Genomic DNA, 25814 nt, shown 5'->3' on the forward strand with positions numbered 1-25814 from the left:
GCCACCCCGCCGTGGACCCCGTTCGGACCGCCGATCCCGGCGTGCTGCGCGCCGAACGCGGCGCCGTGGCCGCCGAAGCCCGCGGCGCCGGAGGCGAAGATCGCGTCGCCCGCGCCGGGCAGCGCGTCGACCGAGCCCGTGCTGCCGACGCTGTTCACCGCGTTGAACGACACGGAGTTGTGTGACGCGGTCGGCTTCATGCCGAGCGACTCCGGGCCGAAGCTCGGGGTCGAGTTGTCGACCTCCTTCATCGCCTGGGTGTAGGCGTTGAAGAAGGCGACCTGCTGCGCCTTGACGTCGTCGGCCGCGTCGGACTGCGCCTTCTGGTCGGCGACCAGGGCCGCCGGGCCGCCCGCCAGTGCGGCCGCCATCGCCTGCTGCGGGTCGTACTTCTTGGGCGGCGGCATCTTCTTGACCTGCTCGGCCGCCGCGCACTGCTTGGCGAGGCGGTCGGACATCGTGTGCGCGGCGTCGGAAGCCTGCGAACCGGAGTTGGCGATGGCCACCAGCGCACCCTGCGCGCCGGCGGCACCCTTGCCGACCCACGCGTTGCCCAGCTCGGCGATCGCGTTGTACAGGTGCTCGGACGCCTGCTTCAGCTCGGCGCCGTGGTGCGCCCAGGTCTGCCCGGCCGCGGTCGCCGTCTCCGGGAAGTTGTTTTCGGTTGCGCCTTTGTACAGCTGGTCGCTTTCCTGCGCGTTCCAGTTCGGCGGGTTGGCGATCGCCCGGTCGCTGCCCATGTCGAAGCCGCCGGCGCTGCCGCGGGCGTTGTCGACGATGTTCTGCGAAGCCGAGTTGTCGCCGAGCGGGACCAGCGAGCCCGGGTCGGTCGCCGCCGGCTGGTCACTGTGGTTCGGAGCCATGACTACGAGTTCCCCTCTGGACTCAGGCGTTACGGAACGGGTCGGCCGCGGCCTGGTCGATCTCGTGGTAGCGGGCCATCGCCGTGACGATGCCCTCTTCGGCGGCGGAGTACTGCTCGAGCAGGTTCTGCAGCGCGGCGGCGTAGGAGTCGCCCCCGCCGTCCGCGCGCTGCACGAACTTCTCGGCGATCGCGTGGCCGACCGGGTTGTCGCCCAGCTTCGGCGGCTGGGCGAGCGCGCCCGCGCCGGCGAGCAGGGTCTCGACCGCGTCCTTGCCGGTGCGGATCTTGTTCAGCACGGCCTGCGCGGCGTCCGGGTCGATCCCGACCTGACCCGCCGCGGCCGCGGCCTTGAAGGCGTTCGCATCGGCAGCGCTGCTGTTCGCCATCTGCACTCTCTCCCGTTCCCCCGACCCGGTCACCGCGGGCACGATTGGTCTTCGCATAGGTTAACGCACGTGATCAGAGCCTATGACGCATTCCGCGAAGCCGGGGTTCCGCGAATCCGGTAGTTGCGGTGAACGGTCGGTGAACCCCGGCCGGTGCGCTACGCGGTGTAGACCTTCGGGTCCAGGGTGCCGATGTAGGGCAGGTCCCGGTACCGCTCGGCGTAGTCGAGGCCGTAGCCGACGACGAACTCGTTGGGGATGTCGAAGCCGATGTACTTCACCGGCACGTCCACCTTCACCGCTTCCGGCTTGCGCAGCAGCGAAACGACCTCGAGCGACGCGGGGTTGCGGCTGGCGAGGTTCTTCAGCAGCCACGACAGCGTCAGGCCGGAGTCGACGATGTCCTCGACGATCAGGACGTCCCGGCCCGCGATGTCGCGGTCGAGGTCCTTGAGGATCCGGACGACGCCGGACGACGAGGTCGCCGACCCGTAGGAGGACACGGCCATGAATTCCAGCTGCGTCGGCAGCGGCAGCGCACGGGCGAAGTCGGTCATGAACATGACCGCGCCCTTCAGGACGCCCACCAGCAGGAGTTCGCCCTGCCCGTTGGCCGGATAGTCGGCGGCGATCTGCTCCGACAGCTCCGTGATCTTGTCCTTGATCTGCTGCTCGGTGACGAGCACGGAGGCGATTTCGCCCTCGTACACGGGTCATTCTCCTCGTGTGGTGGGTTGGGAGGTGAGGCAGAGCCTGCCACGGCACCGGCTCGCCTCCAAGTTGCCGGGCAACCACACGCCGCCCTGTCCACGCCACCGGGCGACCAGCTCGTCGACCGCGCGCAGGTGCGCGTCGGTGAGCTCGCGCACACCCGATTGCAGCAACCACCTGCGGAGAACCCGCCGCCGCAGTGCCGCGGGCTCGGCCTCGAGCACCCCCACATCCAGCCCTTCGGAGCCGCCCGCGCGGGTGAAGATCAGGTCCGCCACTGTGTCCAGCGCCTCATTGTCTTCACGCAGTTGCGCCGCCGTGCGGGCGAGCGCGGCGGCGACTCCGCCGTTGAGGACGTCCTCCAGCAACGGCAGGACTTCGGTGCGCAGCCGGACGCGGGTGAAGCGCGGCTCGGCGTTGTGCGGGTCCTCCCACGGCTCGACGCCGAGCTCGGCGCACGCGGCCCGGGTGGTGGCGCGCGGGACGGCGAGCAGCGGCCGTCCCCACGGCGGGTCGTGCGGCCGCATCCCGGCGACGCTGCGCGGGCCGGAGCCGCGGCCGAGCCCGAGCAGGACCGTTTCGGCCTGGTCGTCGCGGGTGTGGCCGAGCAACACCAGATCGTGCCCGGCCAGCGTCCGGTAGCGGGCCTTGCGGGCGGCGGCTTCCGGGCCGCCCGGGCCGGTGACGTCGGCCCGGCGCACCTCGGCTTCGTCGACACCCAGCGCCCTCGCTGCTGCGGCGGCGTCACGGGCGATCTTCGCCGAGCCCTCCTGGAGCCCGTGGTCGACGACCAGCGCGCGGACGGCGTGCCCGCGGCGGTGCCCGACGTGCGCGGCGGCCTCGGCCAGCGCGAGCGAGTCGGCACCGCCGGAGACCGCGACGCACAGCTCGGGCGGCGCGTCGGCCCCCTCCAGGAAGGCGCGGACAGCCCGGCGGACGGCCGCGACCGCCGGCCCGGTCATCCGTGCAGGCGCCGGACCCACGCCGCCGGATCGGCGATCTCGGCGCGCGACGGCAGGGTGTTCGGCGACCGCCAGACGGCGTTGAAGCCGTCCATCCCGACGGCGTCCACGACGTGCTTGGTGAACTTCGCGCCTTCTTCGTACTGACGGATCTTCGCGTCGACGCCGAGCAGCGCGCGCAGCAGCCGGTCGAACACGCCGCCGCCCTTGCGCCGGGCGGTGAACCGCGCGCGAATCTGGTCGACGCTGGGCACGACCTGCGGCCCGACGGCGTCCATCACGTAGTCGGCGTGCCCCTCCAGGAGCGTCGAGAGGGCCAGCAGCCGATCGAACACCGCGCGTTCCTTCGGCGACTGGAGCAGCTCGGCCAGGTTCAGCTTCGGGCCCTGCTTGATCGCCTCCGGCAGCCGCCCGAACAGGTCGGCCAGGCTGTCCGTGCCGCCGCCCGCGAGGCCGGAGACGAGCCGCTCGACCTCGTCGGCGAAGTAGTCGCGCAGCCACCGGACCGCGGTGAACTGGAGCCGGTGCGTGCACTCGTGCAGGCAGACCCAGAGCCGGAAGTCGTGGCCGGGCACGTCCATCGCCTGCTCCGCGGCGACGACGTTCGGCGCGACCAGCAGCAGCCGGCCTTCCTTGTCCGGGCCGCCGAAGGGGTCGTACTGGCCGAGCACGCGGCTGGCGAGGAAGGCGAGCACCAGCCCGGTCTGCACGCCGGCGCCGCCGGCCAGGATCGGCCCGAGCGGGCCGCCCTGCTGCGGCAGCGCCCGCCCGGTCAGTGCGTCCAGCCCGGCCGCGGCCGACCGGACCCAGCCGGGGCGGTCGACGACGTCGCCGGGCAGCAGCGGCAGGTCGAGCCCCAGGTTCGTCAGCTGCCGCACGTGCCCCTCGGCCTCGACGGTCAGCTCGCGCAGGTCGGTGACGGCCTCGTCGGCGCGTTCCCGCGGCACCTGCGGGCCGCCGCGCACCAGCAACGCGCCGGTCTGCGCGGCGATCGCCCAGTCGACCATGGGCCGGGTCTGCGTTTCCTGACTCACCCTTCCGACGCTACCTGGCCCAGGTCGGTTTCCGGCCACGATCTTCGTACGGTTCTACGAGCACCCGCACTTGCGCAGGCTGGTGGCGAGGGCATCGATCGCGTCCCGGCCCGGCTGCTGGTCGGAGCCGTTGGACATGAACGCGAACACCAGCACCCGCCCGTCTTGGTCCAGCACCAGCCCGGCGAGGGTGTTGACGCCGGTCAGCGTGCCCGTCTTCGCCCGCACCCAGCCGCGGCCGGCCTGCGACGCCGGCGTCTCGAACCGCTTGTCCGCGAGCGTGCCCGAGCCGCCGGCCACCGGGAGGCCGGCCAGCATCGGGCGCAGCTTGGCCGTGTTCGGGTTCTTGCCCTCCGGCGCCGCCGCGGCCGCCATCAGCTCGGTCAGCAGCTTGGCCGGGATCTTGTTCTCCGTCGAGATGCCGCTGCCGTCGGACAGCTTGACGCCCGCGGTGTCGAAACCGTGGTCCTTCAGCACCTTGATGGTCGCCGCGGCACCGCCCGCGAAGGTCGCCTCCTGGCCGGTCGCCAGCGCGACCTGCCGGGCGAGGGCCTCGGCGAGGACGTCGTCGGACAGCTCCATCGTGTCCGAGACCAGCTCGGTCAGCGGGGCCGACTTGACCTCGGCGAGGACCTTCGCGTCCTTCGGCGCGGTCGCCTGGCCGCCCGCCGACGCGCTGAGCTTCGACGCGATCGTGCCCGCCAGCGCACTGCCCGCGTTGGCCACCCGCTGGGAGTTGTTGTTCTTCGGGTCCATGCGTCCCGCGTCGGCCATCACCGAGCCGATCTGCGTGGCGAACGTCGACGGCGCGTCACCCGCGGCCCAGCCCGGCGCGGTCGTCGCGCCCTTGAACAGGCTGAGGTCGACCTGCACCTTCTTGACGTTCGGGTTGGCCTTCTTCACCTGCGCGACGAGGTCGTCGACGTGCGCGGCACCCGGGTAGAGCGGCGACTCGGTGCCCAGCGGCAGCGAGGTCAGGGTGACGTCACCGCCGCCGACCAGGATCACCGTGCCCGGGTCGGCGCCCTGGACGATCTTCGTCGACAGCCGGGTGTTCGGGTCCATCGCCAGCAGCGCGGCCGCCGAGGTCAGCACCTTCGTCGTCGAGGCGGGGGTCACCGCGGTCGAGGCGCTGTGGTCCCAGAGGGTCGTGCCGGTCACCGGGTCGACGACGCTGCCGTTGAGCTGCCCCAGCGCGCTGTTGCCCGCCGCGGCGGCCAACGCGGACTTGACGCCGTTCGCCGTCGGCCCCTGGCCCGACGTGCTGGGCCCCTGCAGCCGGCGCGTGGCCGCGACCGGCTCCGGGCTGTCGCCCTTCGGCGCGTTCGGCGCCCACGGCAGGCCGAGCCGGTTCGACACCTTCGGCATCGCGGCCGCGACCCCGCCGCCGGCCAGCAGCAGCACGACGACCGCGACGATGGCGATGATCTTGCCCTTGCGGCGCTTCTTCTTCGGCGGTTCCGCGCCGGCCGCGGGCTCGGCCGGGGGCGACGGCGGCTCCGCGGGCGGCTCGTTCCGCTGCTGGGGCTGCTGCTGGAAGACGCCGGGGAACTGGGTGGGCCGCTCGATCCCGACGGTCGCCTCGGCGTCGAACCGCTGCCCGTCCGGTTCGATCCGCTGCGGCCGGGCCAGCGACCCGGCGGACGCCGACGGCACCACCCCGCGCGGCGGCTCCGGCGGCAACGCGGGACGCCGGTCGCCCGGCTCGGCCGGCCGGTCACCGGTGCGGTCCTCGCGCAGCTCGATGCGCTGGCTCCAGGGCTGCTGCGGAGCCTCTGCTTCTTCGCGGCGCTGAGCGACGCCGCGGCTCAGCTGCTCTTCACGGCGCTGCTGCTCCTCGCGCCAGTGCTGCAGCTCTTCACGCCACTGCTGCTGCGGCTCCTCCGGCTTGGGCTCCTCCCGGGGCGGGACGTGGCGCTCGATCGGCACCACCGGCACCGGCCCGGACGGCTTCACCTCGATGTACTGGGTGCTCTCCGCGGCCTTCGGCGCGGGCTGCTCGACGTACTGGGTGCTTTCGCCGTCCGAAGCGGGCTCGGTGGGCTCGAGCTCGGACTGCTCGACCCGGATGTACTGGGTGCTCTGCTCCGCGGGCTTGGCCGCCTTCGGCTGCTCAGCGGGCGGCTGCGGGGGCGGCGCCTGCTTCGGCTCCCGGCTGCCGAGGCGGTCGGCGAGGTCCTGTTTCGCCGGGGCCGGCGGGGGCGGCGGCTCCTCCGCCGGGGCGTTGAGGCCGGGGATCGGCTCGGGCGGGACGTTCGGCGCGAACCACGATCCCTTCGGCGCCTCGGTGCCTGTGACCTTGGGCACGCCGGAGTTGTCCTGCGGAGCCGACGGCGGGTCCGGCAGCGCCATCGGAGTGGTCTCCCGCGCGCCGGACGACGAGCGGTCTTCGTCCGACGAAGGCCACATCGGCTGGTCGTTTTCCGGCACCCACCACTCCTTCTCACCTGCCCCGGGAGGGGCCAAGCTCACATGCCGCGTGGCCGACATCGATGCGACCCCGCCCCACGGCGTAGTCCACACTAGGAGACGTCAAGACAGTCATGAAGGTTGCCGCCCACGACGTGCGGGGCCCGGATCTCAAAGAAGCAGCGAGGACGGCGTGGAGTTCGACGTCACGATCGAAATCCCCAAAGGGGAGCGCAACAAGTACGAGGTCGACCACAAGACCGGCCGCATCAAGCTGGACCGGACCCTGTTCACGGCCACGCAGTACCCGGCCGACTACGGGTTCATCGACGACACCCTCGGCCAGGACGGCGACCCGCTCGACGTGCTCGTCCTCGTCCAGGAGCCGACGTTCCCGGGCTGCCTGATCCGCTGCCGAGCGATCGGCATGTTCCGGATGACCGACGAGAAGGGCCCGGACGACAAGGTCCTCGCGGTCCCGACGAACGACCCGCGCCTGGAGCACCTGCGGGACATCCATCACCTGAACGAGTTCCACAAGCTGGAGATCCAGCACTTCTTCGAGGTCTACAAGGACCTCGAGCCCGGTAAGAGCGTCGAAGGCTCGTCCTGGGTCGGCCGCACCGAGGCCGAGAGCGAAATCGCCCGCTCGTACGAGCGCGAGACGGACCGCCTGGCCAAGGAAGAGGCCAACGGGACCGGTCACTGAGACCGCACGTGAAAAGGCCCCCTCGGGAGTTCCCGAGGGGGCCTTTTCCCGTGGTCAGTGCGCCAGGGCGAGCGCCGGGGTGTCCGCCTCGGCTTCGGCGCGCTGCTCCATCGCCGACTTGTCCGAGAGCGGCTTCTCCTTGAGGAACCACACCAGGACGAAGCCGACGGTCAGCACGATCCCGCCGACCAGGAACACCGTGCTCATCGACTCGGCGAACCCCTGCAGGATCGGCCGGGCCAGCGTCGGGTCGAGCGTCGACAGGAACGACGTGTCGTTGACGTCGAGGCCGCCCTGCATCTGCTTCGCGAACTCCGGGTGCTGCGCCAGCGCCGTCGTGTAGGCCGGCGTGGTCATCGCCGAGCGGATGGCGTTCGCGATCCGGTCGCCGACCGTGCCGAACAGGATCGACAGGAACACCGCGGTACCCGCCGTGCCGCCGATCTGCCGGAAGAACGTCGCCGCCGAGGTGGCGACGCCGATGTCCTGCGGGCGGACGTCGTTGGTCGCGGCCAGCACCAGCGTCTGCATCGAGGCGCCGAGGCCGAGGCCGATCACGAAGGCGATCACCATGACCAGGGCGAGCGAGGTGTCGACAGTGATCGTCGACAGCGCGAACAGCGCCGCCGCCATCAGGCCGATCCCGGCCACCGCGAACATCTTGTACCGCCCGGTCCGCGAAATCACCGCGCCGCTGCCCATGCTGGCGATCATGATGCCGAGCGTCAGCGGGAGCATCTGCAGGCCGGCCTGGGTCGGCGTCGCGCCCTTGACGATCTGCAGGTAGAGCGGCAGCGACATCATCGCGCCGAACATCCCGGCGCCCTGCACGACGGTGACGATCGTCGACATCCGGAACACCGGCCGGTTGAACAGGCGCAGCGGCAGCAGGGCGGCGTCGCCCATCCGGCGTTCGATCCACACGAAGGCGGTGACGCCCAGCGCGCCGACGACGTACATGGCGATCGAAGCGGCGGAGCCCCAGCCCCACTCGCGGCCCTGCTCGGCGACGATCAGCAGCGGCACCAGTCCGGTGGCCAGCGCCACGGCACCCCAGTAGTCGACCTTCTGGTCCACCCGGGTGTGCGGGAGGTTCAGCACCTTGGTGACGACGGCCAGCGCGGCGAGCGCGATCGGGACGTTGACCAGGAAGACCCAGCGCCAGCCGGTGATGCCGGCGAAGGTGTCGATGCCGGCGAAGAACCCGCCGACGACCGGGCCGGCGACGCTCGAGATGCCGAAGACGGCCATGAAGTAGCCCTGGTACTTGCTGCGCTCCCGCGGCGCGGTGATGTCGGTGATGATCGCCAGCGCGAGGGACATCAGGCCACCGGCACCGAGGCCCTGGAAGGCGCGGAAGGCGGCGAGCTCGTACATCGACGTCGCCATGCCGCTGGCCAGCGAGCCGACCAGGAACAGCGAGATCGCCGTCAGGTACATGGGCTTGCGGCCGTAGAGGTCGGACAGCTTGCCGTACAGCGGCGTCGAGAGCGTGGCGGTGATGAGGTAGGCCGTGGTGGCCCAGGCCTGCAGGGACAGGCCGTGGAGCTCGTCGGCGATGGTGCGCATCGAGCTCGACACGATGGTCTGGTCGAGCGCGGCGAGGAACATGCCGAGCATCAGCCCGGACAGCACGGTCAGGATCTGGCGGTGAGTCAGTTTGCCGTTCGTAGCGGCTGCTCCTTCCGCCGTGGTGGTGTCGCTCATGGTGGTCTCCCTCGGAAGGTCTCCGGCGTAGTTGCTTGTACCGCTCAACTACTTGCTTGAGCCAAGTATTCCCCGAGGAGCTTGTATCGTGCAATCAAATTTCCTGTGACCCCGGTCTCGCGGCTCGCTTGACGGCCTTCGCGACTACGGTGACCTCGGCGGACGGCACATCGAGGCTGGTCACGAAGGCGTAGAGGTCCTCCAGGTCGCGGCACCAGACGGCGGCCATCAGGTTCGTCACGCCGGTCGTGGCCAGGGTCCCGTGGACCATCGGGTGCCGGGCGAGGGCGCGGCCGACCTCGTCGAGCCGTCCCGGCGGCACGGTCATCCAGACGTTCGCGTCGATCTCGAGGCCCAGCGCGCGGGCGTCGACGTTCGCGTAGGTCCGGATCCGCCCGGCCGCGGCGAGCCGGTCGAGCCGGCGGCGGACGGTCGACTCCGGGGCTTCGGCCGCCAGCTCGCCGGGACCGAGCCGGGCGTCGACGGACAGTCGCGCGAGCAGCCGCCGGTCGAGTTCGTCGAGCGTGACGTCCTCGCCGGGAGGCGGCGGGCTCAGTGCCGCGGCTTCGGTGCCGGTGAGCAAACCGGTGCGCCACTGCGTCGCGTCGGAGAAGACGTGCAGGATCGAGTGCGCGCGCAGCTCGGTGACCGCGGACGTCGAGGGCAACGCGTCGTGCACCAGCCGCCCGCCGAGCCCGCCGAGCGCGACGGCGCTGATCTCCTCCCCGCCGGCCAGGATGTCGACGAAGAGGACGTCATCGCGCTTGGCCAGGGCGTCGGCGATCACCGGCGTCCGGCCACGAAGCACCTTCACGCGCAGGAGCATCGCGCCCCGCAGGCCGTGCCGGGGATCGGGAACGCAGACGACACTCAGCCGCCCATCGGCACGCAGGCGCGCGATCACGCGGGTGACTGTCCTCGGCGAGAGGCCGAGGACTTCGGCGATCCGGCCGGGCCCGGCCCGGCCGTCGACCTGCAGGGCCGAGACCACCCGCTGTTCGATTTCGGTCAAAAGCTGCATTTGCCCAGTCCGCTTCCGCTCACTTTGCCGAGCTGGAGTTCCCGCTTCGACCGACCAGCTTAATCCTGTGCGCATGCTTGAATCCGTGATCGACATCGTGGAAACCCTGGCCGTCCGCGTCCGCGCGCCGGAACGGCCACCCGCCTCCCTCGAAGAACTCGGCGAGATCTTCTCGGCCATCGACGCCCCCTTGGCCGCGGAGCTCCGGGCCGCGCTGACCGAGCTGCGACCCGCGGCCTGGGCAGGCGAGTTCGACGACCTCCCCGCGGGGGAGGTCTGGGTCGTCGATGCCCTCGACGGCGCCGTCCAGCTCCTCCAGGGCCTGCCGCAGTACTGCCTCACCGTCACCTTGGTGCGCGACGGCGAACCCGTACTCGCCGTGCTGCACTCGCCATGGCTGGAGGAGACCTACGCGGTGCAGAAAGGCCGAGGCGCCACCCGGAACGGAACGCCGATCGAGCCGTCACGGAAGACGTCGCTCGAAGCAGCCGTCGCCGCGACCAGCCAGCCGCCGTTCGTCACGAAGCAGCCGGGTGTCGCCGAAGCGGCCGGCAGCTCACTGACCGCCGTGCTCGGACAGGTCGCCGCCGTGCGGAACCTCGGGCCGACCTCCTGGCAGGTCGCCGATGTCGCTGCCGGGCGGCTCGACTTCTTCTGGCAGTACGGCACCGACGCCACCAACCTCGCCGGCGCCGCCCTGGTCGCCCGTGAAGCCGGCGCGGTCGTCACCACCGCCGACGGCGCCCCGTGGACGCCGTCGGCCGGCAGTTTCCTCGCCGCCGCGCCGGCTCTGCACGCGCTGGTGCTGGACGCGCTGGATCAGGCGGAGTAACCCGGGATCGGGAAGGGAGCCAGGAACTCGCGGATCTCCGCGGCGATCGTGTCCAGCGCGGCCTCGTCGGACGCCGCCGCCGCGGTGATCGTGCGGTCGATCCACGCCGCCACCTCGACCTGGTGCTCGGGACGGAGGCCGCGGGTGGTGATCGCGGACGTGCCGAGCCGGATGCCGGACGGGTCGAACGGCTTGCGCGGGTCGAACGGCACCGTGTTGTAGTTCAGCTCGATGCCCGCGCGGTCGAGGGCCTGCGCGGCCGGCTTGCCCGCGACGCCCTTGTTCGTCAGGTCGATCAGCAGCAGGTGGTTGTCGGTGCCGCCGGAGACGAGGTCGTAGCCGCAGGCGAGCAGCGCGTCGGCCAGCGCGCGGGCGTTCGCGACGATCCGGTGCGCGTACTCGCTGAACGACGGCTGCTGCGCCTCCCCGAGCGCGACGGCGATCGCGGCGGTCGTGTGGTTGTGCGGCCCACCCTGCAGACCGGGGAACACGGCCTTGTCGACGGCCTTCGCGTGGTCGGCGTCGGACAGGATCATCGCGCCGCGCGGGCCGCGCAGGGTCTTGTGCGTGGTCGTCGTGATCACCTGCGCGTGCCCGACCGGCGACGGGTGCGCGCCGCCCGCGACCAGGCCGGCGATGTGCGCGATGTCGGCGACGAGGACCGCATCCACCTCGGCGGCGATCTCGGCGAACGCCGGGAAGTCGATCGTGCGCGGGATGGCCGTGCCGCCGGCGAAGATCAGCTTCGGCCGGTGCTGGCGGGCCAGGTCGCGTACCTGGTCGAGGTCGACGCGGCCGGTTTCCTTGGCGACGCCGTAGCGCACCGGGGTGAACCACTTGCCGGTGGCGGAGACGCTCCAGCCGTGCGTGAGGTGGCCGCCGTCGGGCAGCGCCATGCCGAGCACGGTGTCGCCCGGCTGCGCGAAAGCCAGGTACACGGCCAGGTTCGCGGGAGACCCGGAGTACGGCTGGACGTTGGCGTGGTCGGCGCCGAACACGGCCTTCGCCCGCTCGATGGCGAGCTGCTCGACCTGGTCGATGAACTGCTGGCCCTCGTAGTACCGCTTGCCCGCGTAGCCCTCGGAGTACTTGTTGGTGAGCACGGTGCCGGTGGCTTCGAGCACGGCCTGCGAGACGTAGTTCTCCGACGCGATCAGGCGGATCTTGTCGTGCTGCCGCTTGGCTTCTTCCTCGACGAGCCCGGCGATCGCGGGGTCCGTGGCGGCGAGCGCGTTCAGTGCTGGCTGGTGTGTCATGGCGTACTCCGGCTCTGGAGTGGCCTTCACCCAGGCGCGCGGTGCCGGCCTCGTCGTCGCTTCCCGGTGGTGCTCCACCTCTGATGGCGCCAGTCGCTGCTGCGCGATAAAGCCTAGTCCACTCCGCTCGGCCCACGGCGGTGTTCGGCGCACCACTTGCGGGTGCACCCGGACGTGCGGTCGCAGAACGGCCGCGCGCACGTGGCGCAGCGCTTCACCCGCCGCCAGCCGCCGACCGTGACGAGTTCCGCCAGTCCCGCGGCGCCCGCCGCCAGCTCGCCCGTCTCCGCGTGGGGCGTCACGTAGACGATCCGCCACGCCGCGCCCGTGTCGACGAGCCGCGGCCGCGCCCCGGCCTCCGCCAGCACGGCGTTGAGGCGGCGCGCGGCCGCGTGCTCGTCGGGCAGCCGTGCGACGATCTCGCACAGCTGCGGATTTCCCTTGCGCAGCAACCGTTCCGCGACCCCGAGCTCGGGGTCGAGCGCGCGGAACGGCGGCACGACCGCGTGCTTGCGCACCTTCAGTCCACGACCACGACGCCCATGGACCGGGCCGTGCCCGCGATCGTGCGCATCGCCACCTCGACGTCGGCGGTGTTGAGGTCCGGCAGCTTGCGCTCGGCGATCTCGCGCAGCTGCCGCGTCGTCAGCTTCCCCGCGACCTCGTGCCCGGGCCGGGCGGAACCCTTGTCGCCCAACGCCTTCTTGATGAGGAACGACGTCGGGGGCGTCTTGAGCCGGAGCGCGAACGAGCGGTCCTCGAACACCGAGACGACCACCGGCACGATGTCGCCGCGCTGGGCCGCCGTCGCCGCGTCGTAGGCCTTCTTGATCTCGACGAGGTTGACCCCGGTCTGGCCCAGCATCTTGCCGAGGTCGACGACCGGGGCGTTGCCCGCGGTGAGTTCCAGGGTGACCTGGTGGGTGAGTTTCTTCTTCGGAGCCATGCCCCGAAGCTAGAGTCTCCAGTTACTGGAGGGTCAAACCGGTTTCGTGCCGGCCCGGTGCCGCCGCGCCAGCTCCTGGTAGATCGCCGCGTTGTGCTCGACCCACATCCGCGCCGAGTCGGTCAGCGGGACGAACTTCTTCGCCGGGCTGCCCATCGCGATCACCTCTTCCGGCACCTCGGTCGCCGGCGTGACCGTGGCCCCGGCGGCGACCAGCGCCCGCGCGCCGATCTTGGCCTTGTCGAGCACGGTCGAGCCGTTGCCGATCAGCGCCTGCTCCCCGATCGTGCAGTCGTGCACCAGGCACTGGTGGCCCACGGTGACGTTCTTGCCGACCTCGCAGACGCCGTCGTTGACGTGGATCACCGAGTTGTCCTGGATGTTGGCGCCCTCGCGGATGACGATCCGGCCGAAGTCGGCCCGGATCACCGCGCCGAACCAGATCGAGGCGTCCTTCTCGACGACGACGTCGCCGATGAGGGTGGCGGTGGGCGCGATCCAGGCGTCCGGGTGGACCTGCGGGCTGAGCCCTTCGAACGAGAACAGAGGCATGCCCGCACCCTAAACCGCGCAGGCCCCCTTCCCCGGTCCAGCGGGGAAGGGGGCCGTTCGCGAGCCGCGGCGGAGCTGTCACATCCGAGGCTTCGCCTCGGGCCGGGGGCTCCGCCACCCGGAACCCCCGAAGAGCGACAGGGGGTCAGCCCGTGATCGCGGCGTTGATCAGGATGTCGACGGCCTGGTCGTTGCGGGTGGTCTGCGGGACGATCTGGGTGTCCCGCGGGTAGAAGCCGGGGCTGCTGCCCTTCGGGTACATCTCGAAGGTGAAGCTCCAGATCTTGTGCGTCGCCCACATCCAGTCGTTGACGCTGCCGTCGGTGATGTAGAGGTCGCTGGACTGCTCCGGCGTGTAGCCGTTGGTCGCGGCCATCTGCTTGCCGAGCGTCTGGAACTTCTGCGCCTCGGCCGCGGTCAGGCCCGGCGCGGTGTCGGCGTAGGTGTAGCCGAACGGCCAGAGCACCAGCTCGGAGTAGGTGTGGAAGTCGATGTGCGTCTTGATCTGCTGGACGCCGCCGACCACGCGCGAGTTGACCCAGTTCGAGACGGCCCGGGTCTCGGGCGCGGAGAAGGCCGCCGTGCCGCGGTAGGTCTCGCTCGACGTCGAGCCCGACGAGCCGCCGCAGCAGCCCCACTTGTAGCCCCAGTTGCGGTTGGTGTCGGTGCCGGGGCCCTGGCGGTTCTTGCGCCAGCTGTGGAACGTGCCACCGGAGATGTCGTACTCGGAGCCGTCCGGGTTGACGCTGGGGATCACCCAGATCTCGGTGCTGTCGACCAGCCGCTTGATCGCGCTGTTGGTGGCGTACCCGCTGGTCAGCCGGTCGACGATGTGCAGGCACATCTCGGTGGTGAGGTGCTCGCGTGCGTGCTGGTTGCAGGTGAAGAGGACTTCGGGCTCGTTCTCGTCGGTGGCGGCGTTGTCGCTGATCTTGATCAGGGAAAGCGCCCGGCCTTCGTACGACGTGCCGGCGCTGCCGAGCTTCGTGAGCGACGGGTAGTTCGCGACCGCCTTCTGCAGCTCGGTCTGCGTTTCCGCGTAGGTGTGGTAGCCGGTGTAGCCGGCCGGGAAGTCCGCGGCGGCGGCCGCGCCCGGCGACCGGTTGACCGTGCCGAGCGCCTTCACGCCGAAGCCCTGGGCGCGCAGCTGGGCCGCTTCGCCGGGGTTGGCGATGACGGTGGTCGTCGCGCCTTCGGCGTCGAGGATGTCCGCACCGGTCCGCGCGATCTCCGTGCGCTGCTGGGCGGTGGCGGCGCCGGTCACCTCGTACACCTGGGGGCTGTCGGGCTGGGCGGCACCGGCCTGGCCGCCGGTGGTGAGCACCAAGAGGACGGCCGCGGCCGCTGCCATGCACGTTCGTGTGCGCATCACGTCTCCTGCTCTCGGGGGTTCCTCGACCTTGGCCGGAGCCGGACGGAGGGCGCAATCCGGAGCAGTACGGATCTATTGGCGGTTTCTACCCGTAGTTCGCGAAGCAGAGCGCCTCGATGTCGGCACGCAGCGTGGCGAACGGCCGCGGGCGCACCCGCTGCTGGACGACCGTGCCCAGCAGGTACGACAGCAGCGCCCGGGCCCGGGCCCGCGGGTCGTCGACGTCGAGCGGGGCGAGGAGCTCGGCGAGCAGTTCGGTGAGCGAGGTGAGCATGACGTCGATGGCCTGCGGGTGCTGCGCGCGCCCGGCGGCGATCCAGTACTCGAACCAGAGGAAGGCGGCGTTCGGGTTCGCCGCGAAGACGCTCAGGTACTCCTCGAGGACGGCGAAGAGCCGCTCGCGGGGTTCGTCGTGCTTCGCGGCGACCTCGCGCAGGCCCGCGGCGAAGGCGGTGATGTGCGCGGCCATCGCCCGGTCGATGAGGACGTCGATGTCGGCGAAGTAGTAGTGGATCGCGCTCTTGGTGAGCGGACCGGCGTCGGCGATGGCCCGGACGGTGCACCCGGCGAGCCCGTCGCGGGCGAGGACGACGCGAGCGGCCTCGACGATCTGTTCCTGCTTGGCCAGCTGGTTCGGCGAGAGCCGCTCGCTGCGGCCGGGGACTGCGCTCACGGTGATTCTCGTTACCTTCTTCCTGGACGCCCGACCCGAAATCCTATGGGCAGGCGTCCTGTCGGCGGCTTTCGGGTGAAAAACCGGATTGGCCACCCCGCTCCGCGCAGCGGACAATGCCCGGCATGGTGATCTCAGGGGACAAGGGGCTCAGCCCGGCTGCGCGCAGCCAGCTGGAGAAGGAAATCGCGAACTTGCGCGCGCAGCGGGAAGCCCTCGCGCCGCAACCCGGCGAGCAGGAACGCACCGGGGACGCGGCGGACCAGGCGGACGTGATCGACCGTGCGGAGGCCGCGGCCCGCCTGGACCGCCAGATCGCCGACCTGGCGGCCAAGATGGAGCACGGCGGCTACGGCAACAGCCAGCTCCCGGACGGCACGGTGGTCTCCCTCCGCTTCCCCGACGGAGACGAAGAGACGTTCCAGGTGGTGACGGTCCCGGGCGAGGACGCGGACGCGATCACCTCGGACAGCCCCTTGGGCCTGGCCCTGGTCGGCGCCAAGGCGGGCGACGAGATCACCTACCGGACCCCCCGCGGCGACGCCAAGGCCACGGTGGTGAAGCTGACTCCGCCGAAGTAGGCAGGTTGTTCGTCCGGAGGGCCCTCGACCCTCCGGACGGGTGATCTTACCCTCGGCAGGCACCCACGTGAGCCGTTGCCAGCACGAGGAGATCTCGCCGGCGTTGCGTACCAGAGCTTGGCCCGCGGGCTCGCCGAGCGCGGTTGACTCGGAAACCAGCCACGACGGGGGCCGGGGCAGAGCCCCGGGCGGGGCGTGGGGCGGAGCCCCACAAGATACGCGAGACAAGGAAAAGGCCCGCGCTCTCCGCGAGCACGGGCCTTCCACCTTGTCGAGCCGCCTAGGGGAATCGAACCCCTGACCTATTCATTACGAGTGAATCGCTCTGGCCGACTGAGCTAAGGCGGCGTGTCTTCGGCTGTCCGCCGGTGACGATAGCAAGTGTAGCGGAGGCTTGGCGCGTCACTTTCCCGGGGGACCGTCGTTAAGGCCGTATGACGCCGGTCTCGGTTGCCGGCCGATCCACTTGGAGGCTCTGGCACATGCGGCGAAGACTGCCCCGTTCGGCGGCCCTGCCCGCGGCTGCGGCGTTGCTCCTGCTCAGCGCGGCGCCGGCGACGGCCGACTCGACCTATCCGACTACACCGATTCCGCAGCCGGCGCATCCGGGGCAGGCGCCCATCTCCGCGCCAATCGGGCCGCAGCCGCTGGGGAAGGCCGTCGGGGATGCCGGGACCGCTCTGGGGATCATCCGGCTGCTGCCCAACGCCGTGCCGACGAACACGATCCTCCCCGGGTTCGGGCAGACGCTGCCGAAGCAGTCCGCGCTCGAGGCCGGGATGGGCCTGTCGAGCGCGTCGGCGAACTCGGATGCCTACCTGAGCTACGAGAAGGCGATCGCGCAGGCGTCGCCGTTCGGGTTGTCGGTGGGCGGGAACGCGCCGCAGACGCCCGGCAGTGTCGTGCAGACGGCGTTGCCGGACAACCCGCAGCCGATCAGCGGGGGGCTCAACGCGCCGCCGAATCCGCTGCTCAACGTGGGCCTGCTGAACGGGAGCGCGCACGCGCGGTGGAGTGACACGCTCGGCCCGTGCGTCGACACGATCGCCGACGCGAGCACGTCGGTGGCCAGCCTGTCGCTGCTGAACGTCGTGCCGTCGATGCCGAACCTGGGGCTGGACGCGCTGAAGCCGAAGCTCGACCCGAACACGCTGGCCAGCGGGTTCGACCTGAGCAAGGGCCTGCAGAGCCTCGGTGGCCTGCTGCAGGGCGGCGGCCAGACCGCCGCGGACGGCACCGGCTCGCTGCTGAGCCTGCCGAACACGCTGTCGTCGCGCTCGCAGGTGAAGCTGGTCGACATCCCGGGGTCGAAGAACAAGGCCGTGCAGTCGACGTCGACGCTGCAGGCCGCGGACATCGAGATCCTCAAGGGCACGCCGCTGGCGTTGAGCATCAAGGTCGTCAGCCAGCCGACGCTCAAGGTGACCTCGACCGGCGACGCGAAGACGTCCAAGGTCGAGTACACGGCTCCGGTGCTGAGCATCGAGGCCGGCGGCAAGGTGCTGTACACGCTCGACGCGGCGCACCCCACCAAGGACGTCCCGATCGGGCTGCCGCTGAAGCCGCTGAGCGACCAGTTCGGCAAGCTGAAGGATCTGCCGGTGGTCGGCGGCCTCTTGGCGCCGCTCGACGGTCCGGTCCAGCAGGTCGGCAACACCGCGGGCACCGTGCTCGACCTCGGGGTGCTGCGGCTGAGCATCGCCGGGCTGGACCAGAAGTCGGCGAACATGACCACGCCGTTCGAGGGCTTCCAGCTGGGCGCGTCGGCGCGGATGTTCGACCTGCAGCTGCTGCCGACGACCAAGCTCAAGAGCCTGCTGCCGGACGACCAGGCGAAGAACCTGCCCTCGTCGCTGGCCCAGCTTTCGCTCGGCGAGCAGGTCGCCCGCGCGTACGCGCCGACCGACGGCGTGGTCTGCGGGACCACGACGACACCGCCGCCCGCGGGCGGCGAGGCGCCGAAGGGGCCGGTGAAGAACCTGGCTTACACCGGTGGCGCGTACGACACGGTGCCGCTGTTCTGGACGGGCACCGCGATGCTGCTGCTCGGCGTGGTCATGGTGGCCGCGATGCCGGGCGGACGGCGGCGTCCGCTGGCCGTGGCCGTCGAGGAGAAGCCCTTCAAGCCCTCGCCGCGTCCGCGCGAGTGATCCGAGGGGTGTGAAGGAACCCGCCAGGTGCGCCTGGCGGGTTCCTTTGCGTTCGGCGGTCCGGCGGCTCAGCCTTGGCGAAGCGTCGTGACCATCGCCTCGACGGCGATGCGCGGCTTCACGTTCAGCTCGATCGCCTCGCGGCATTCCAGCACCGCTTCGAGGCGCCGCAGCGTCGACTCCGGCGTCCACGACGACGCCGCTTCACGGATCTGGTCGATGTGGTCCGGGTGGTTGAGGGTCACGCCGGAGCGGGTCCCCATCACCAGGACGTCGCGGTAGAAGCCGACCAGGTCGACCAGCGCCAGGTCGAGCGTGTCGCGCTGGGTGCGGGTCGCGCGGGACTTCTGCTTCTTCTCCAGCTGCTTGACCGCGGCTTCGGCGGCTCGCTTGGCGCCCGCGACGCCCTTGCCGACGCCGTCGCCGCCCATCGCGGTCCGCAGCTCGTTGCGTTCGTCCTCGTCGCGGGACTTGCTCGCCTCGCCCGCGTCGGCCTCGGCCGCGCTGATCAGCTGGTCGGCGCAGGTGAAGACATCGCTCATCCGGCGGAGGCCGAGGGGGATCCGCAGCACGGTGGCCCGGCGTTGCCGCGCGGCCTCGTCGGTGGCGAGCCGACGCGCGCGGCCGACGTGGCCGCCGCACACGGAAGCGGCCCACTGCGCGCGTTCGGCGTCGACGCCGTCGCGGCGCATCAGCACGTCCGCGATCGCCTCCGGCGGCGGCGTCCGGAGCGTGACCAGGCGGCAGCGCGAGCGGATCGTCACCGAGACGTCTTCGGGGTGGTCCGACGGCGCGCAGAGCAGGAACACCGTGCGGTCCGGTGGCTCCTCGACGGCCTTGAGCAGGGCGTTCGAGGCGCCTTCGGTGAGCCTGTCCGCGTCTTCGATGACGACGACCTGCCAGTTGCCGGTCGTCGGACGCCGCGCCGCAGCCTGCACCAGCGCGCGCATCTCGGCGACGGAGATCGACAGCCCTTCCGGGACCACGAGCCGGACGTCGGCGTGCGTGCCCGCCATCGTCGTGTGGCAGCCGGGACAGGCGTCGCAGCCGGTGCCGGTGCTGCACTGCAGCGCCGCGGCGAACGTCCGCGCGGCCACCGAGCGGCCGGAGCCGGGCGGGCCGGTGAGCAGCCAGGCGTGCGTCATCGCGCCGGGCGGCGCCGGCTCGCCGGCGACGATCTTCGCGGCGGCCGCGGCGGCCGAGCTCAGCGTCTCGACCGCGGGCTCCTGGCCGACCAGCTGGTTCCAAACACCGATGCGTTCGGTCGTCGTCACTTCGCCTCCACGCGAGGCTCTTCCGGGGTCTCGACGGGCAGTGTTTCCAGCGGGAGCGTCACGGGCTTCTCCGTCGTCGGTGCCAGCGCGGCCAGCCGCCCGACGAACACGGCGCGCAGCGCGGTGCGGATGCGCTCGGCGACCTCGGCGTCCGTGCCGTCGGCGTCGATCACGACGTACCGGTCCGGGTCCGCCGCGGCCATCTCGGTCAGCAGGTGCTGGACGCGCCACTGGTCGTTCATCGCGGTCGACTTGTCGCGCGGTGCCCCGTTCGGAGCGGCGTCCAGCAGGATCGTCAGGTCCGGGCGCAGGCGGCCGGTCGCCCAGTCGGCGAGGCCCTCGAGCTCGTCGCTGTCGAGCCCCGCGACGGCGGACAGGTGCGCCAGCGGCGAGTCGACGAACCGCTCCATCACGACCACCGAACCGGCGTCCAGCGCGGGCTGGACGTGCCGCTCGACGATGTCCGCCCGCACCGCGGCGGCGGCCAGCGCCTGGGCCCGCGCCCCGGTGAGCGAGGCGCCGGAGACGAGCGCAGCGAGCCGGTGGTCGTCGAGCGCGGGATCCGCGGCGACCACGACCGGCCGGGTGCCGCCACGCATCCAGTCGGCGAGGTTGACGGCCTGGATGGCGGTGTTGATCGCGGTGGTGCCCTCGACGGCGATGAGGTAGCCGTTGACGCGGCGCGGCGTGCGGCGCAGCGCGTTGCGCAGGTCGGCGAGGATCGGCTCGGTGCGCTTGTCGTCCATCTGCCGGTACGCGAACAGGCCCGCAACCAGCGCGATCGCGGCGCCGCCGAGCATCACTGGGCGCGTGCCGTCGATGGTGAGGGGGTTGCCCCAGACCGTGATCGTGTGCCGCTGCACCGCGCCGACGAGCAGCGGGACGGTGACCGTGGTGCCGAACAGCACCAGCTTCATCATCAGCTGGTAGATCGCGTTGATCCGGCCGCGGATGGCGTCCTCGACGCGCGAGCCGATGATGGTCACACCGGTGAGGAACGCGGTGCCGGCGCAGATGCCGACCAGCACCACGGCGATCAGCGAGATGGTCAGGTGCGGGGACAGCGCCACGAAACCGAGCGAGATCGCGGCCGCGACGATCGAGAGGCCGAACAGCCGGTCGTGGGGGAGCCGGCGGGCGAGCTTGGGCGCGAAGACCATGCCGGTGGCGAGGCCGAGGAAGACAGCGAGGACGAGCAGGCTGAACGCGGAGTCACCGGCCAGCAGGCTCGAGGAGTACGGCTTGGCCGAGCCGATCACGGCGCCACCGGCGACGAACGCACCAAACGCGCCCACCAGCAGCCCGCGCACGAGCGGCGTGCTGCGAATGAACCGGAAGCCGTCGGCGATCATCGCGCCGACGCCGAGCTTCTCTTCGTCGGCCTGCTTGACCTTCTGCTCCGGCGTCGCGTGGACGTTGCGCAGGGAGAGTTCGGGGATCCGCGTGGCGATGAGGATGGCGCTGGCCAGGTAGAGCAGGCCGGTGATGACGACGACCAGCTTCGCGATGTTGAGGCTCGGATCGCCGGGGAACAGGTGGAACGTCGTGTTGACGCCGGTGATGACGGCGTTCGCGCCGGCCGCGGTGATGACGGCGAGGCCGTAGGTCATCACCATGCCGAGCTGGTTGGCCGTCTCGACCTGGTCCGGGCGGCGGAGCAGGTTCGGGACCGCCGCCTCTTTCGAGGGGATCCACATGCTCGACGCGCAGCCGACGAGGAAGTTGCCGGCCAGCAGCCACCAGGGCGCGCTGACGATCGCGATGGACAGCAGGAACCCGCACCGCAGCAGGTCGGCGACGACCATGACCTTGCGGCGGTCGAACCGGTCCGCGAGCAGCCCGCCGACCGGGGCGAACAGCAGCCCCGGTGCCAGGCCGGTCAGGACGACGCCGACGAAGGCGAAGTTCTGCGCGAAGTAGTTGTCCGTCAGCTTCGTGGCCAGGCCGGTGAGGGCCAGGATGTTCAGCCAGTCGGCCACGCTGCACAGGTACGTGACGCCCCAGAGGCGCCGGAAAGGTTTGATCGCCAGTACCCGCCGGACCCGGTTGATCGTGGACGCCTCGGCGCCCGACGACGCACCCGGGCCGGCCCCGGGTACCGATCGCACGCCCTCGCTGATACGCCCACCCCACTAGTCACCGCGGTGCCGGGAGGGACCCGACCGTGAAGCCAGGGTAGCCCGATCGGCGTCTGGTGCGGGGGACGGCCCCGTGGTGCGGGGCAGGCGACGGCGCTAGTCGAAGAGCCCCGTCACGCTGCTGACCAGGCTCGACACCATCTCGACGGCGACGAACCCGAACACGATCAGCAGGACGACGGCCAGCATGACCCCCGCCGCACTCGACGACGGCCGGTTGAACGCCGGCATCGACATCGGCGGCACCTTGGGCAGCCTGCGCCGCTTGACGGGCACGAGCTCGACGTCCTCGCCGGCGTCTTCGGCGAGCGGATCCTGCCGGACGGGCCGCATGATCTGCGGTGGCCGGGTGGGCCAGGTGCGCCGCCGGTTCCGCTGCCGTGGGAGCAGGCCCAGCGGCTGGCCCTGGTTCAGGGTGCCGGCCGGCGGGACGGCCTCGGGGGCCTTCGCTTTCTCCTCGCGGAGCGTCTCCTCGACCATCCGGCGCACGGCTTCTTCGTCGGGCTTGACCGGCCCGGCGACGGGAATGGCGATGGGCTCCTGGCCATTCGGAACCGCGGTGCGTGGCTCGGGCGACGCGGTGACCAGCCCGGAGACCGGATCCGCGAACATCTCGCCGGGTGCTTCGGACAGAGTGCCGTCGCGCTGAGTGAGCTCGGGGGCATTGAAGAAGGGAGCCTCACCGTTCGCGCTCATGGTGACCACCTCACTACTGAATGTCCTCGCCTTTCCAGGGTAGCGGCGCTGGCGGATAACGCATCCGCCCAATGGCTCTGTCTCCAGTGGATGGTCCGTCACGGAGCGCAAGCCCGCACCCGAACCTCCTGCAGTGTCCAGTCAGACGGTCACTGGGTCGACCGCCGTTGGTGACAGATGGTAGTGAGTCCGGTCACACCGCGGGTCTGGGGTGGGTGGCCAGGGGCTGGCCTTGGGGTGGCCAGTTTGGGGTGGGGCTCGGGCGCGGATGGGGTGGGTTGGGGTTCGGGGCGGGCACGGTTCTGGCGGCGCGCGGTTCGCGCTGCGCGGCCGCGGGTCGCTGTGCTGCATCCGGCGGCTCGGACAGGCACGGCAACCCGCGGGTGCGACCCGCGGCTGTGATCCGCAGCGGGTAGTGGGCGTGCGCGGCCGGGGTGGCGAGGGCGAACGGGCCGGGCGGGAACGCCCGCCACACCGCCGCGGGCTGCGGGCTGCGGGCTCCGGGCTCCGGGCTCCGGGCTCCGGGCTCCGGGCTCCGGGCTGATCGTCCTCGTTCTCCTCCCCCGCCCCGCCCCCGCCCCCTCCCCTCCTGGCCTATCGCCAGCGCTTTCGGATCAAGGCATCTCCTCCTGTCCGAGGTCGATCATCTTGCGGCACCAGTCACGGAGCATGCCGCGGCTGAAGGGGCTCAGGACCAGCTGGCGGCGGCCCTCGCCGCGGTCGAGTGCCGCCAGGGCGAAGCGGCCCAGGTCCGTGTCGACCAGGACGAAGCCGTGGTCCGGGAACTCTGCGCAGAGCCCTCCGAAGGCCAGCATGTCCAGGACCGCCGTTCCGGACCTGGGGCGGGCCAGGAGCTCGCGCATTGCTCCCACGTCGTCGTCCTGGCCGTCGTGGACCAGGCCGTCGTCGTCGACCGAGACCCAGATCGCCCTTGCCGAGGCGCCGAAGGGGACCTCCGGCAGCTCGGCCACCAGCATCTCCGGCAGCTCCTCGAAGTCGGCCAGGTGAATCGCCGTGCGGCCGGGGAGAGAGCCCATCATGAACGCCCGCTCGCCGTCGGCGTAGCAGCGGATGTCCGCCTTCTCCGGGCCTTCGTCGAAGACGCCGCACAGTGCCGCGCGGACCGAACCGCGCAGCATCAGCGAGACCACCTCGAAGCCGATCTCGTTCAGCTCGCCGTTTTCGCCGAACGGGGTGCCGTCGATCCAGGCGGCCCACGCCACGTGCCGCTCGACCTCGGCCACCAGGTCCGCCGGGTCGTCGGACACCGGGCCGTGGACCAGGATGTCGTGGTCGCTGACGTCCGGGTTGTACAGCCTGTCGACCGGCTCGCGGTCCGGCATCGCCGCCAGCACCGGGCCCGCGGCCAGCTCGAGCAGCTCGCGGGCCGCCGTGCGCTCAGCCATGCCGCCGCCTCTCGCCCGAACCGGGGCGGGTCTCGGCACCCGGGCCAGCCCGGCCCGCCGAGTCACCCGAACCAGCCGAGCCGCGCGAGCCACCCGAGCTGGCCGGACCGCCTGCGCCAGCCGAGCCACCCGAGCGGTCCCGGCGGACCGAGCCAGCCGGGCCAGCCGAACCGGCCACGCCCGTCGGACCGCCCGGGCCAGCCGAGCGGCCTCGGGCGACCGAGCCAGCCGGAACGACCGGACCACCCGAGCCAGCCGAGCCGCGCGAGCCGCCCGAGCTGGCGGGACCGCCCGGGCCAGCCGAGTCACCCGGGCGGCCTCGGCCGACCGAGCCAGCCGGACCAGCCGAAACACGCGCGTCCGCCGGACCGCCCGGGCCAGCCGAGCCACCCGAATCGACCGGACCACCCGAACCGGCCGCCCCAGCCGGACCGGCCGGACCGTCCGGGGCGGCCGGGGCGGCCGGGGCGGTGTCGGCTGAGGGGCGGGGCTCTGGAACTCCGCTGTTCAGCTCGGCGGCCGCGAGGATCGCCTCGCGCACCGTCAGGTCCTTCGAGGCCGCCGCGACCACCCTGTCCACTCCCTCGCCGGCCGTCTTGTGCACCGCAGCTTGCTCAGGCATGGCTCTGCACCGCCTCGACGATCCACTGCTCGGCCGTGCTCCGGGAGGCCGGGCCCCAGGTGACCGTCCAGCTGCCGTTCCGGGCCACGGCGGCGCTGAACTGGTACCGGCCGAGGTCGTTGTCCACCAGCCCGAACGCGCCGTGCGGGTACTCGGCCAGGATCGCGTTGCGCACCGCGAGGTCGACCAGCACCGTGCCCAGGCGCGGCCGGGCCGCGCACTCCCGGATCAGCTCGACCGCCCGCTCGCACCGGCGCGGGATCAGCCCGCGCTCGTCGGTCTCGATGCACAGGTGCTCGCCCGGCCCCGGTGGCCGGTCGGGCAGCCCGTCGAACACCCAGCCCGGCAGCTCGCTGAGGAAGCCCGACCGCAGCCGCGCGCGGTTGCCCAGCTTGTGCAGGACCGTGGTGTAGTCCTCGTCGCCGAAGAACCGCACCTCCCACGGCTTGGCCCGGGCCGGGAAGACCCCGGTGACCACGCCGCGGATGAAGCCACCGCGCAGGGCCCGGTACAGCCCGACGGCCTCCGCGGTGACCTCGCCATCCGGCGCGAGGCCGATCGCGGCCATCCCGGCGACGAACCGCGTGTACTGCTCCACCTCGTCCGCGAGGCTCGACGCGGGCGACGGCCGGCGGCCCGGCAGCGGGCCGGTGTCCGCCAGCACCGGCGGGATCTCGAACTCGGGGTCGTAGAACTCCATCACCGAGGGCCGCTCCGGCACCTCGGCCGACAGCGGGGCGATGACCTCGTCGATGACGTCGAAGACGGCGACTGCGTTGCTCACCCCTCGATTGAACACCCTGGCACCGACAATTTCTCGCACAGGTGTTCGAGAGGGTCACCTCGTGCGCCGAGCGGTCAGCCATGGTCCGGCACCCGCCCTTCGACGAACTCCGCGAGCCGCTCCACGGTGCCGGGCAGCCACCAGAGCCGGCGGTGGCCGCCCCGCGGTCTGCTCAGGGCGGCCAGGTGCCGTCCGCGGTCGTCGTCGACGAAGGCCAGCATCTCCCAGCGCGACGGGCAGCCGTCACGGGCGATGTCGAACTGGACGGTTCCGCGGCGGGTCCGCCGCAGGTCGTCCATCAGGTCCAGGACGAGACACTCCTGCTCGGGCTCGAGCACGCCGCGCTCGTCGGCGTCGAGGTACAGCCCCTCACCCGGCACCGGCGGCAGCGGAGGCAGGCGGGTCAACGCCAGCCGGAGCAGCTCCGCGACGCCGCCCGGCGAAGGCCCGGACAGGCTCAAGCCGTCGCCGGCGATGCCGAACTCGGTCCGGTCGTCGTAGAACGCCGAGGTCCACGGCTCGTCGGACATCGCGACGGCCACGCCGCAGACGCCGCCGGTGCCGATGAAGCCGGTCAGCGACTCCATCAGGTCCATGGCGGTGGAACTGCCGGCGGCCGTCGCCCGGACCGGCTTCAGGATCTTCGTGGTCAATGCGTGCACAGTGCGTGGTGTCGTGGTCACGCGTCCATGGAACCCGGCACCACCGACAATTTCCCGAACATGCGT

General features: G+C 71.7%; 23 protein-coding genes, 1 tRNA gene and 1 pseudogene. 4 read left to right on the plus strand and 21 right to left on the minus strand.

The window, feature by feature from the left end:
- From IE317_RS20925 to dacB, 6 genes and pseudogenes are all read right to left on the minus strand, one after another.
- Window positions 1-863, minus strand: a pseudogene (locus IE317_RS20925) (hypothetical protein); the annotation flags it as partial.
- A gap of 22 nt (window positions 864-885) precedes the next feature.
- On the minus strand, window positions 886-1251 hold the full coding sequence (locus IE317_RS20930; RefSeq protein WP_191312583.1) for a hypothetical protein: 366 nt from the start codon (window positions 1249-1251) through the stop codon (window positions 886-888).
- Window positions 1252-1409: 158 nt separating this feature from the next.
- On the minus strand, window positions 1410-1961 hold the full coding sequence (gene hpt, locus IE317_RS20935) for a hypoxanthine phosphoribosyltransferase (protein WP_191312585.1): 552 nt from the start codon (window positions 1959-1961) through the stop codon (window positions 1410-1412).
- Between the two features lie 3 nt (window positions 1962-1964).
- Window positions 1965-2924 (minus strand): tRNA lysidine(34) synthetase TilS, encoded by a 960-nt coding sequence (tilS, locus tag IE317_RS20940; RefSeq protein ID WP_191312587.1) that lies wholly within the window; start codon window positions 2922-2924, stop codon window positions 1965-1967.
- On the minus strand, window positions 2921-3931 hold the full coding sequence (locus IE317_RS20945) for a zinc-dependent metalloprotease (RefSeq protein WP_191312801.1): 1011 nt from the start codon (window positions 3929-3931) through the stop codon (window positions 2921-2923). The genes tilS and IE317_RS20945 overlap by 4 nt, the downstream gene beginning before the upstream one ends.
- An 81-nt stretch (window positions 3932-4012) precedes the next feature.
- Complete coding sequence (gene dacB, locus IE317_RS20950; protein ID WP_191312588.1) at window positions 4013-6388, minus strand: D-alanyl-D-alanine carboxypeptidase/D-alanyl-D-alanine endopeptidase; 2376 nt, start codon at window positions 6386-6388, stop codon at window positions 4013-4015.
- 172 nt (window positions 6389-6560) lie between these two features.
- Between dacB and IE317_RS20955 the strand changes: the two genes are divergently transcribed.
- Complete coding sequence (locus tag IE317_RS20955) at window positions 6561-7076, plus strand: inorganic diphosphatase (protein ID WP_191312590.1); 516 nt, start codon at window positions 6561-6563, stop codon at window positions 7074-7076.
- Between the two features lie 54 nt (window positions 7077-7130).
- On the opposite strand, the gene IE317_RS20960 is transcribed toward IE317_RS20955, so the two are convergent.
- Both IE317_RS20960 and IE317_RS20965 read right to left on the minus strand, forming a co-directional pair.
- Complete coding sequence (locus IE317_RS20960; RefSeq protein WP_191312592.1) at window positions 7131-8783, minus strand: MDR family MFS transporter; 1653 nt, start codon at window positions 8781-8783, stop codon at window positions 7131-7133.
- Between the two features lie 94 nt (window positions 8784-8877).
- Window positions 8878-9804 carry an Lrp/AsnC family transcriptional regulator gene (locus IE317_RS20965; RefSeq protein WP_191312594.1) on the minus strand — a complete coding sequence of 309 codons (927 nt, stop codon included), beginning with the start codon at window positions 9802-9804 and terminating at the stop codon, window positions 8878-8880.
- A gap of 73 nt (window positions 9805-9877) precedes the next feature.
- On the opposite strand from IE317_RS20965, the gene IE317_RS20970 reads away from it, so the two are divergent.
- Window positions 9878-10636 (plus strand): inositol monophosphatase family protein, encoded by a 759-nt coding sequence (locus tag IE317_RS20970; RefSeq protein ID WP_191312596.1) that lies wholly within the window; start codon window positions 9878-9880, stop codon window positions 10634-10636.
- Here the strand turns inward: IE317_RS20970 and glyA are convergent.
- The 6 genes from glyA to IE317_RS21000 form a co-directional block, all read right to left on the minus strand.
- Window positions 10624-11892: a serine hydroxymethyltransferase gene (gene glyA / locus IE317_RS20975; RefSeq protein ID WP_191312598.1), complete on the minus strand. Its 1269-nt coding sequence runs from the start codon at window positions 11890-11892 to the stop codon at window positions 10624-10626. The genes IE317_RS20970 and glyA overlap by 13 nt on opposite strands.
- Window positions 11893-12005: 113 nt before the next feature.
- Entirely contained in the window at window positions 12006-12410 is a 405-nt protein-coding gene (locus IE317_RS20980) for a hypothetical protein (RefSeq protein WP_191312600.1), read from the minus strand.
- Window positions 12411-12412: 2 nt separating this feature from the next.
- Window positions 12413-12838: an uL11 family ribosomal protein gene (locus IE317_RS20985; RefSeq protein WP_191312602.1), complete on the minus strand. Its 426-nt coding sequence runs from the start codon at window positions 12836-12838 to the stop codon at window positions 12413-12415.
- 33 nt (window positions 12839-12871) lie between these two features.
- A complete protein-coding gene (locus tag IE317_RS20990) occupies window positions 12872-13390 on the minus strand; it encodes a gamma carbonic anhydrase family protein (protein WP_176174334.1) in 519 nt (172 codons plus the stop codon).
- Window positions 13391-13535: 145 nt separating this feature from the next.
- Complete coding sequence (locus tag IE317_RS20995; RefSeq protein ID WP_191312803.1) at window positions 13536-14741, minus strand: M14 family metallopeptidase; 1206 nt, start codon at window positions 14739-14741, stop codon at window positions 13536-13538.
- Window positions 14742-14847: 106 nt separating this feature from the next.
- Window positions 14848-15435, minus strand: coding sequence for a TetR/AcrR family transcriptional regulator (locus IE317_RS21000; protein ID WP_013230483.1), 588 nt, complete (start codon window positions 15433-15435; stop codon window positions 14848-14850).
- Between the two features lie 125 nt (window positions 15436-15560).
- Between IE317_RS21000 and IE317_RS21005 the strand changes: the two genes are divergently transcribed.
- The gene (locus IE317_RS21005) at window positions 15561-16016 is read left to right on the plus strand and encodes a GreA/GreB family elongation factor (protein ID WP_033261743.1); all 456 of its coding nucleotides are present in this window, start codon (window positions 15561-15563) and stop codon (window positions 16014-16016) included.
- 274 nt (window positions 16017-16290) lie between these two features.
- On the opposite strand, the gene IE317_RS21010 is transcribed toward IE317_RS21005, so the two are convergent.
- Window positions 16291-16364: transfer RNA gene (locus IE317_RS21010), tRNA-Thr, on the minus strand.
- Between the two features lie 134 nt (window positions 16365-16498).
- Between IE317_RS21010 and IE317_RS21015 the strand changes: the two genes are divergently transcribed.
- On the plus strand, window positions 16499-18166 hold the full coding sequence (locus IE317_RS21015) for a hypothetical protein (protein WP_191312604.1): 1668 nt from the start codon (window positions 16499-16501) through the stop codon (window positions 18164-18166).
- A gap of 68 nt (window positions 18167-18234) precedes the next feature.
- Here IE317_RS21015 and IE317_RS21020 read toward each other — a convergent pair whose 3' ends face one another.
- From IE317_RS21020 to IE317_RS21045, 6 genes are all read right to left on the minus strand, one after another.
- Complete coding sequence (locus IE317_RS21020; RefSeq protein ID WP_191312606.1) at window positions 18235-19440, minus strand: DNA polymerase III subunit delta'; 1206 nt, start codon at window positions 19438-19440, stop codon at window positions 18235-18237.
- Complete coding sequence (locus IE317_RS21025) at window positions 19437-21548, minus strand: bifunctional MFS transporter/dTMP kinase (protein ID WP_191312608.1); 2112 nt, start codon at window positions 21546-21548, stop codon at window positions 19437-19439. Before IE317_RS21025 ends, IE317_RS21020 begins: the two co-directional genes overlap by 4 nt.
- 126 nt (window positions 21549-21674) lie before the next feature.
- Window positions 21675-22274 (minus strand): hypothetical protein, encoded by a 600-nt coding sequence (locus IE317_RS21030; RefSeq protein WP_229902822.1) that lies wholly within the window; start codon window positions 22272-22274, stop codon window positions 21675-21677.
- 614 nt (window positions 22275-22888) lie between these two features.
- Complete coding sequence (locus tag IE317_RS21035; RefSeq protein WP_191312612.1) at window positions 22889-23680, minus strand: hypothetical protein; 792 nt, start codon at window positions 23678-23680, stop codon at window positions 22889-22891.
- A 614-nt stretch (window positions 23681-24294) separates the two neighbouring features.
- Window positions 24295-25086 (minus strand): ESX secretion-associated protein EspG, encoded by a 792-nt coding sequence (locus IE317_RS21040; protein WP_191312614.1) that lies wholly within the window; start codon window positions 25084-25086, stop codon window positions 24295-24297.
- Between the two features lie 74 nt (window positions 25087-25160).
- Entirely contained in the window at window positions 25161-25748 is a 588-nt protein-coding gene (locus IE317_RS21045) for a hypothetical protein (protein ID WP_191312805.1), read from the minus strand.
- Between the last annotated feature and the right edge of the window lie 66 nt (window positions 25749-25814).

Origin of the sequence: Amycolatopsis bullii (assembly GCF_014654205.1) — a bacterium.
GTDB classification, from domain to species: Bacteria; Actinomycetota; Actinomycetes; order Mycobacteriales; family Pseudonocardiaceae; genus Amycolatopsis; species Amycolatopsis plumensis.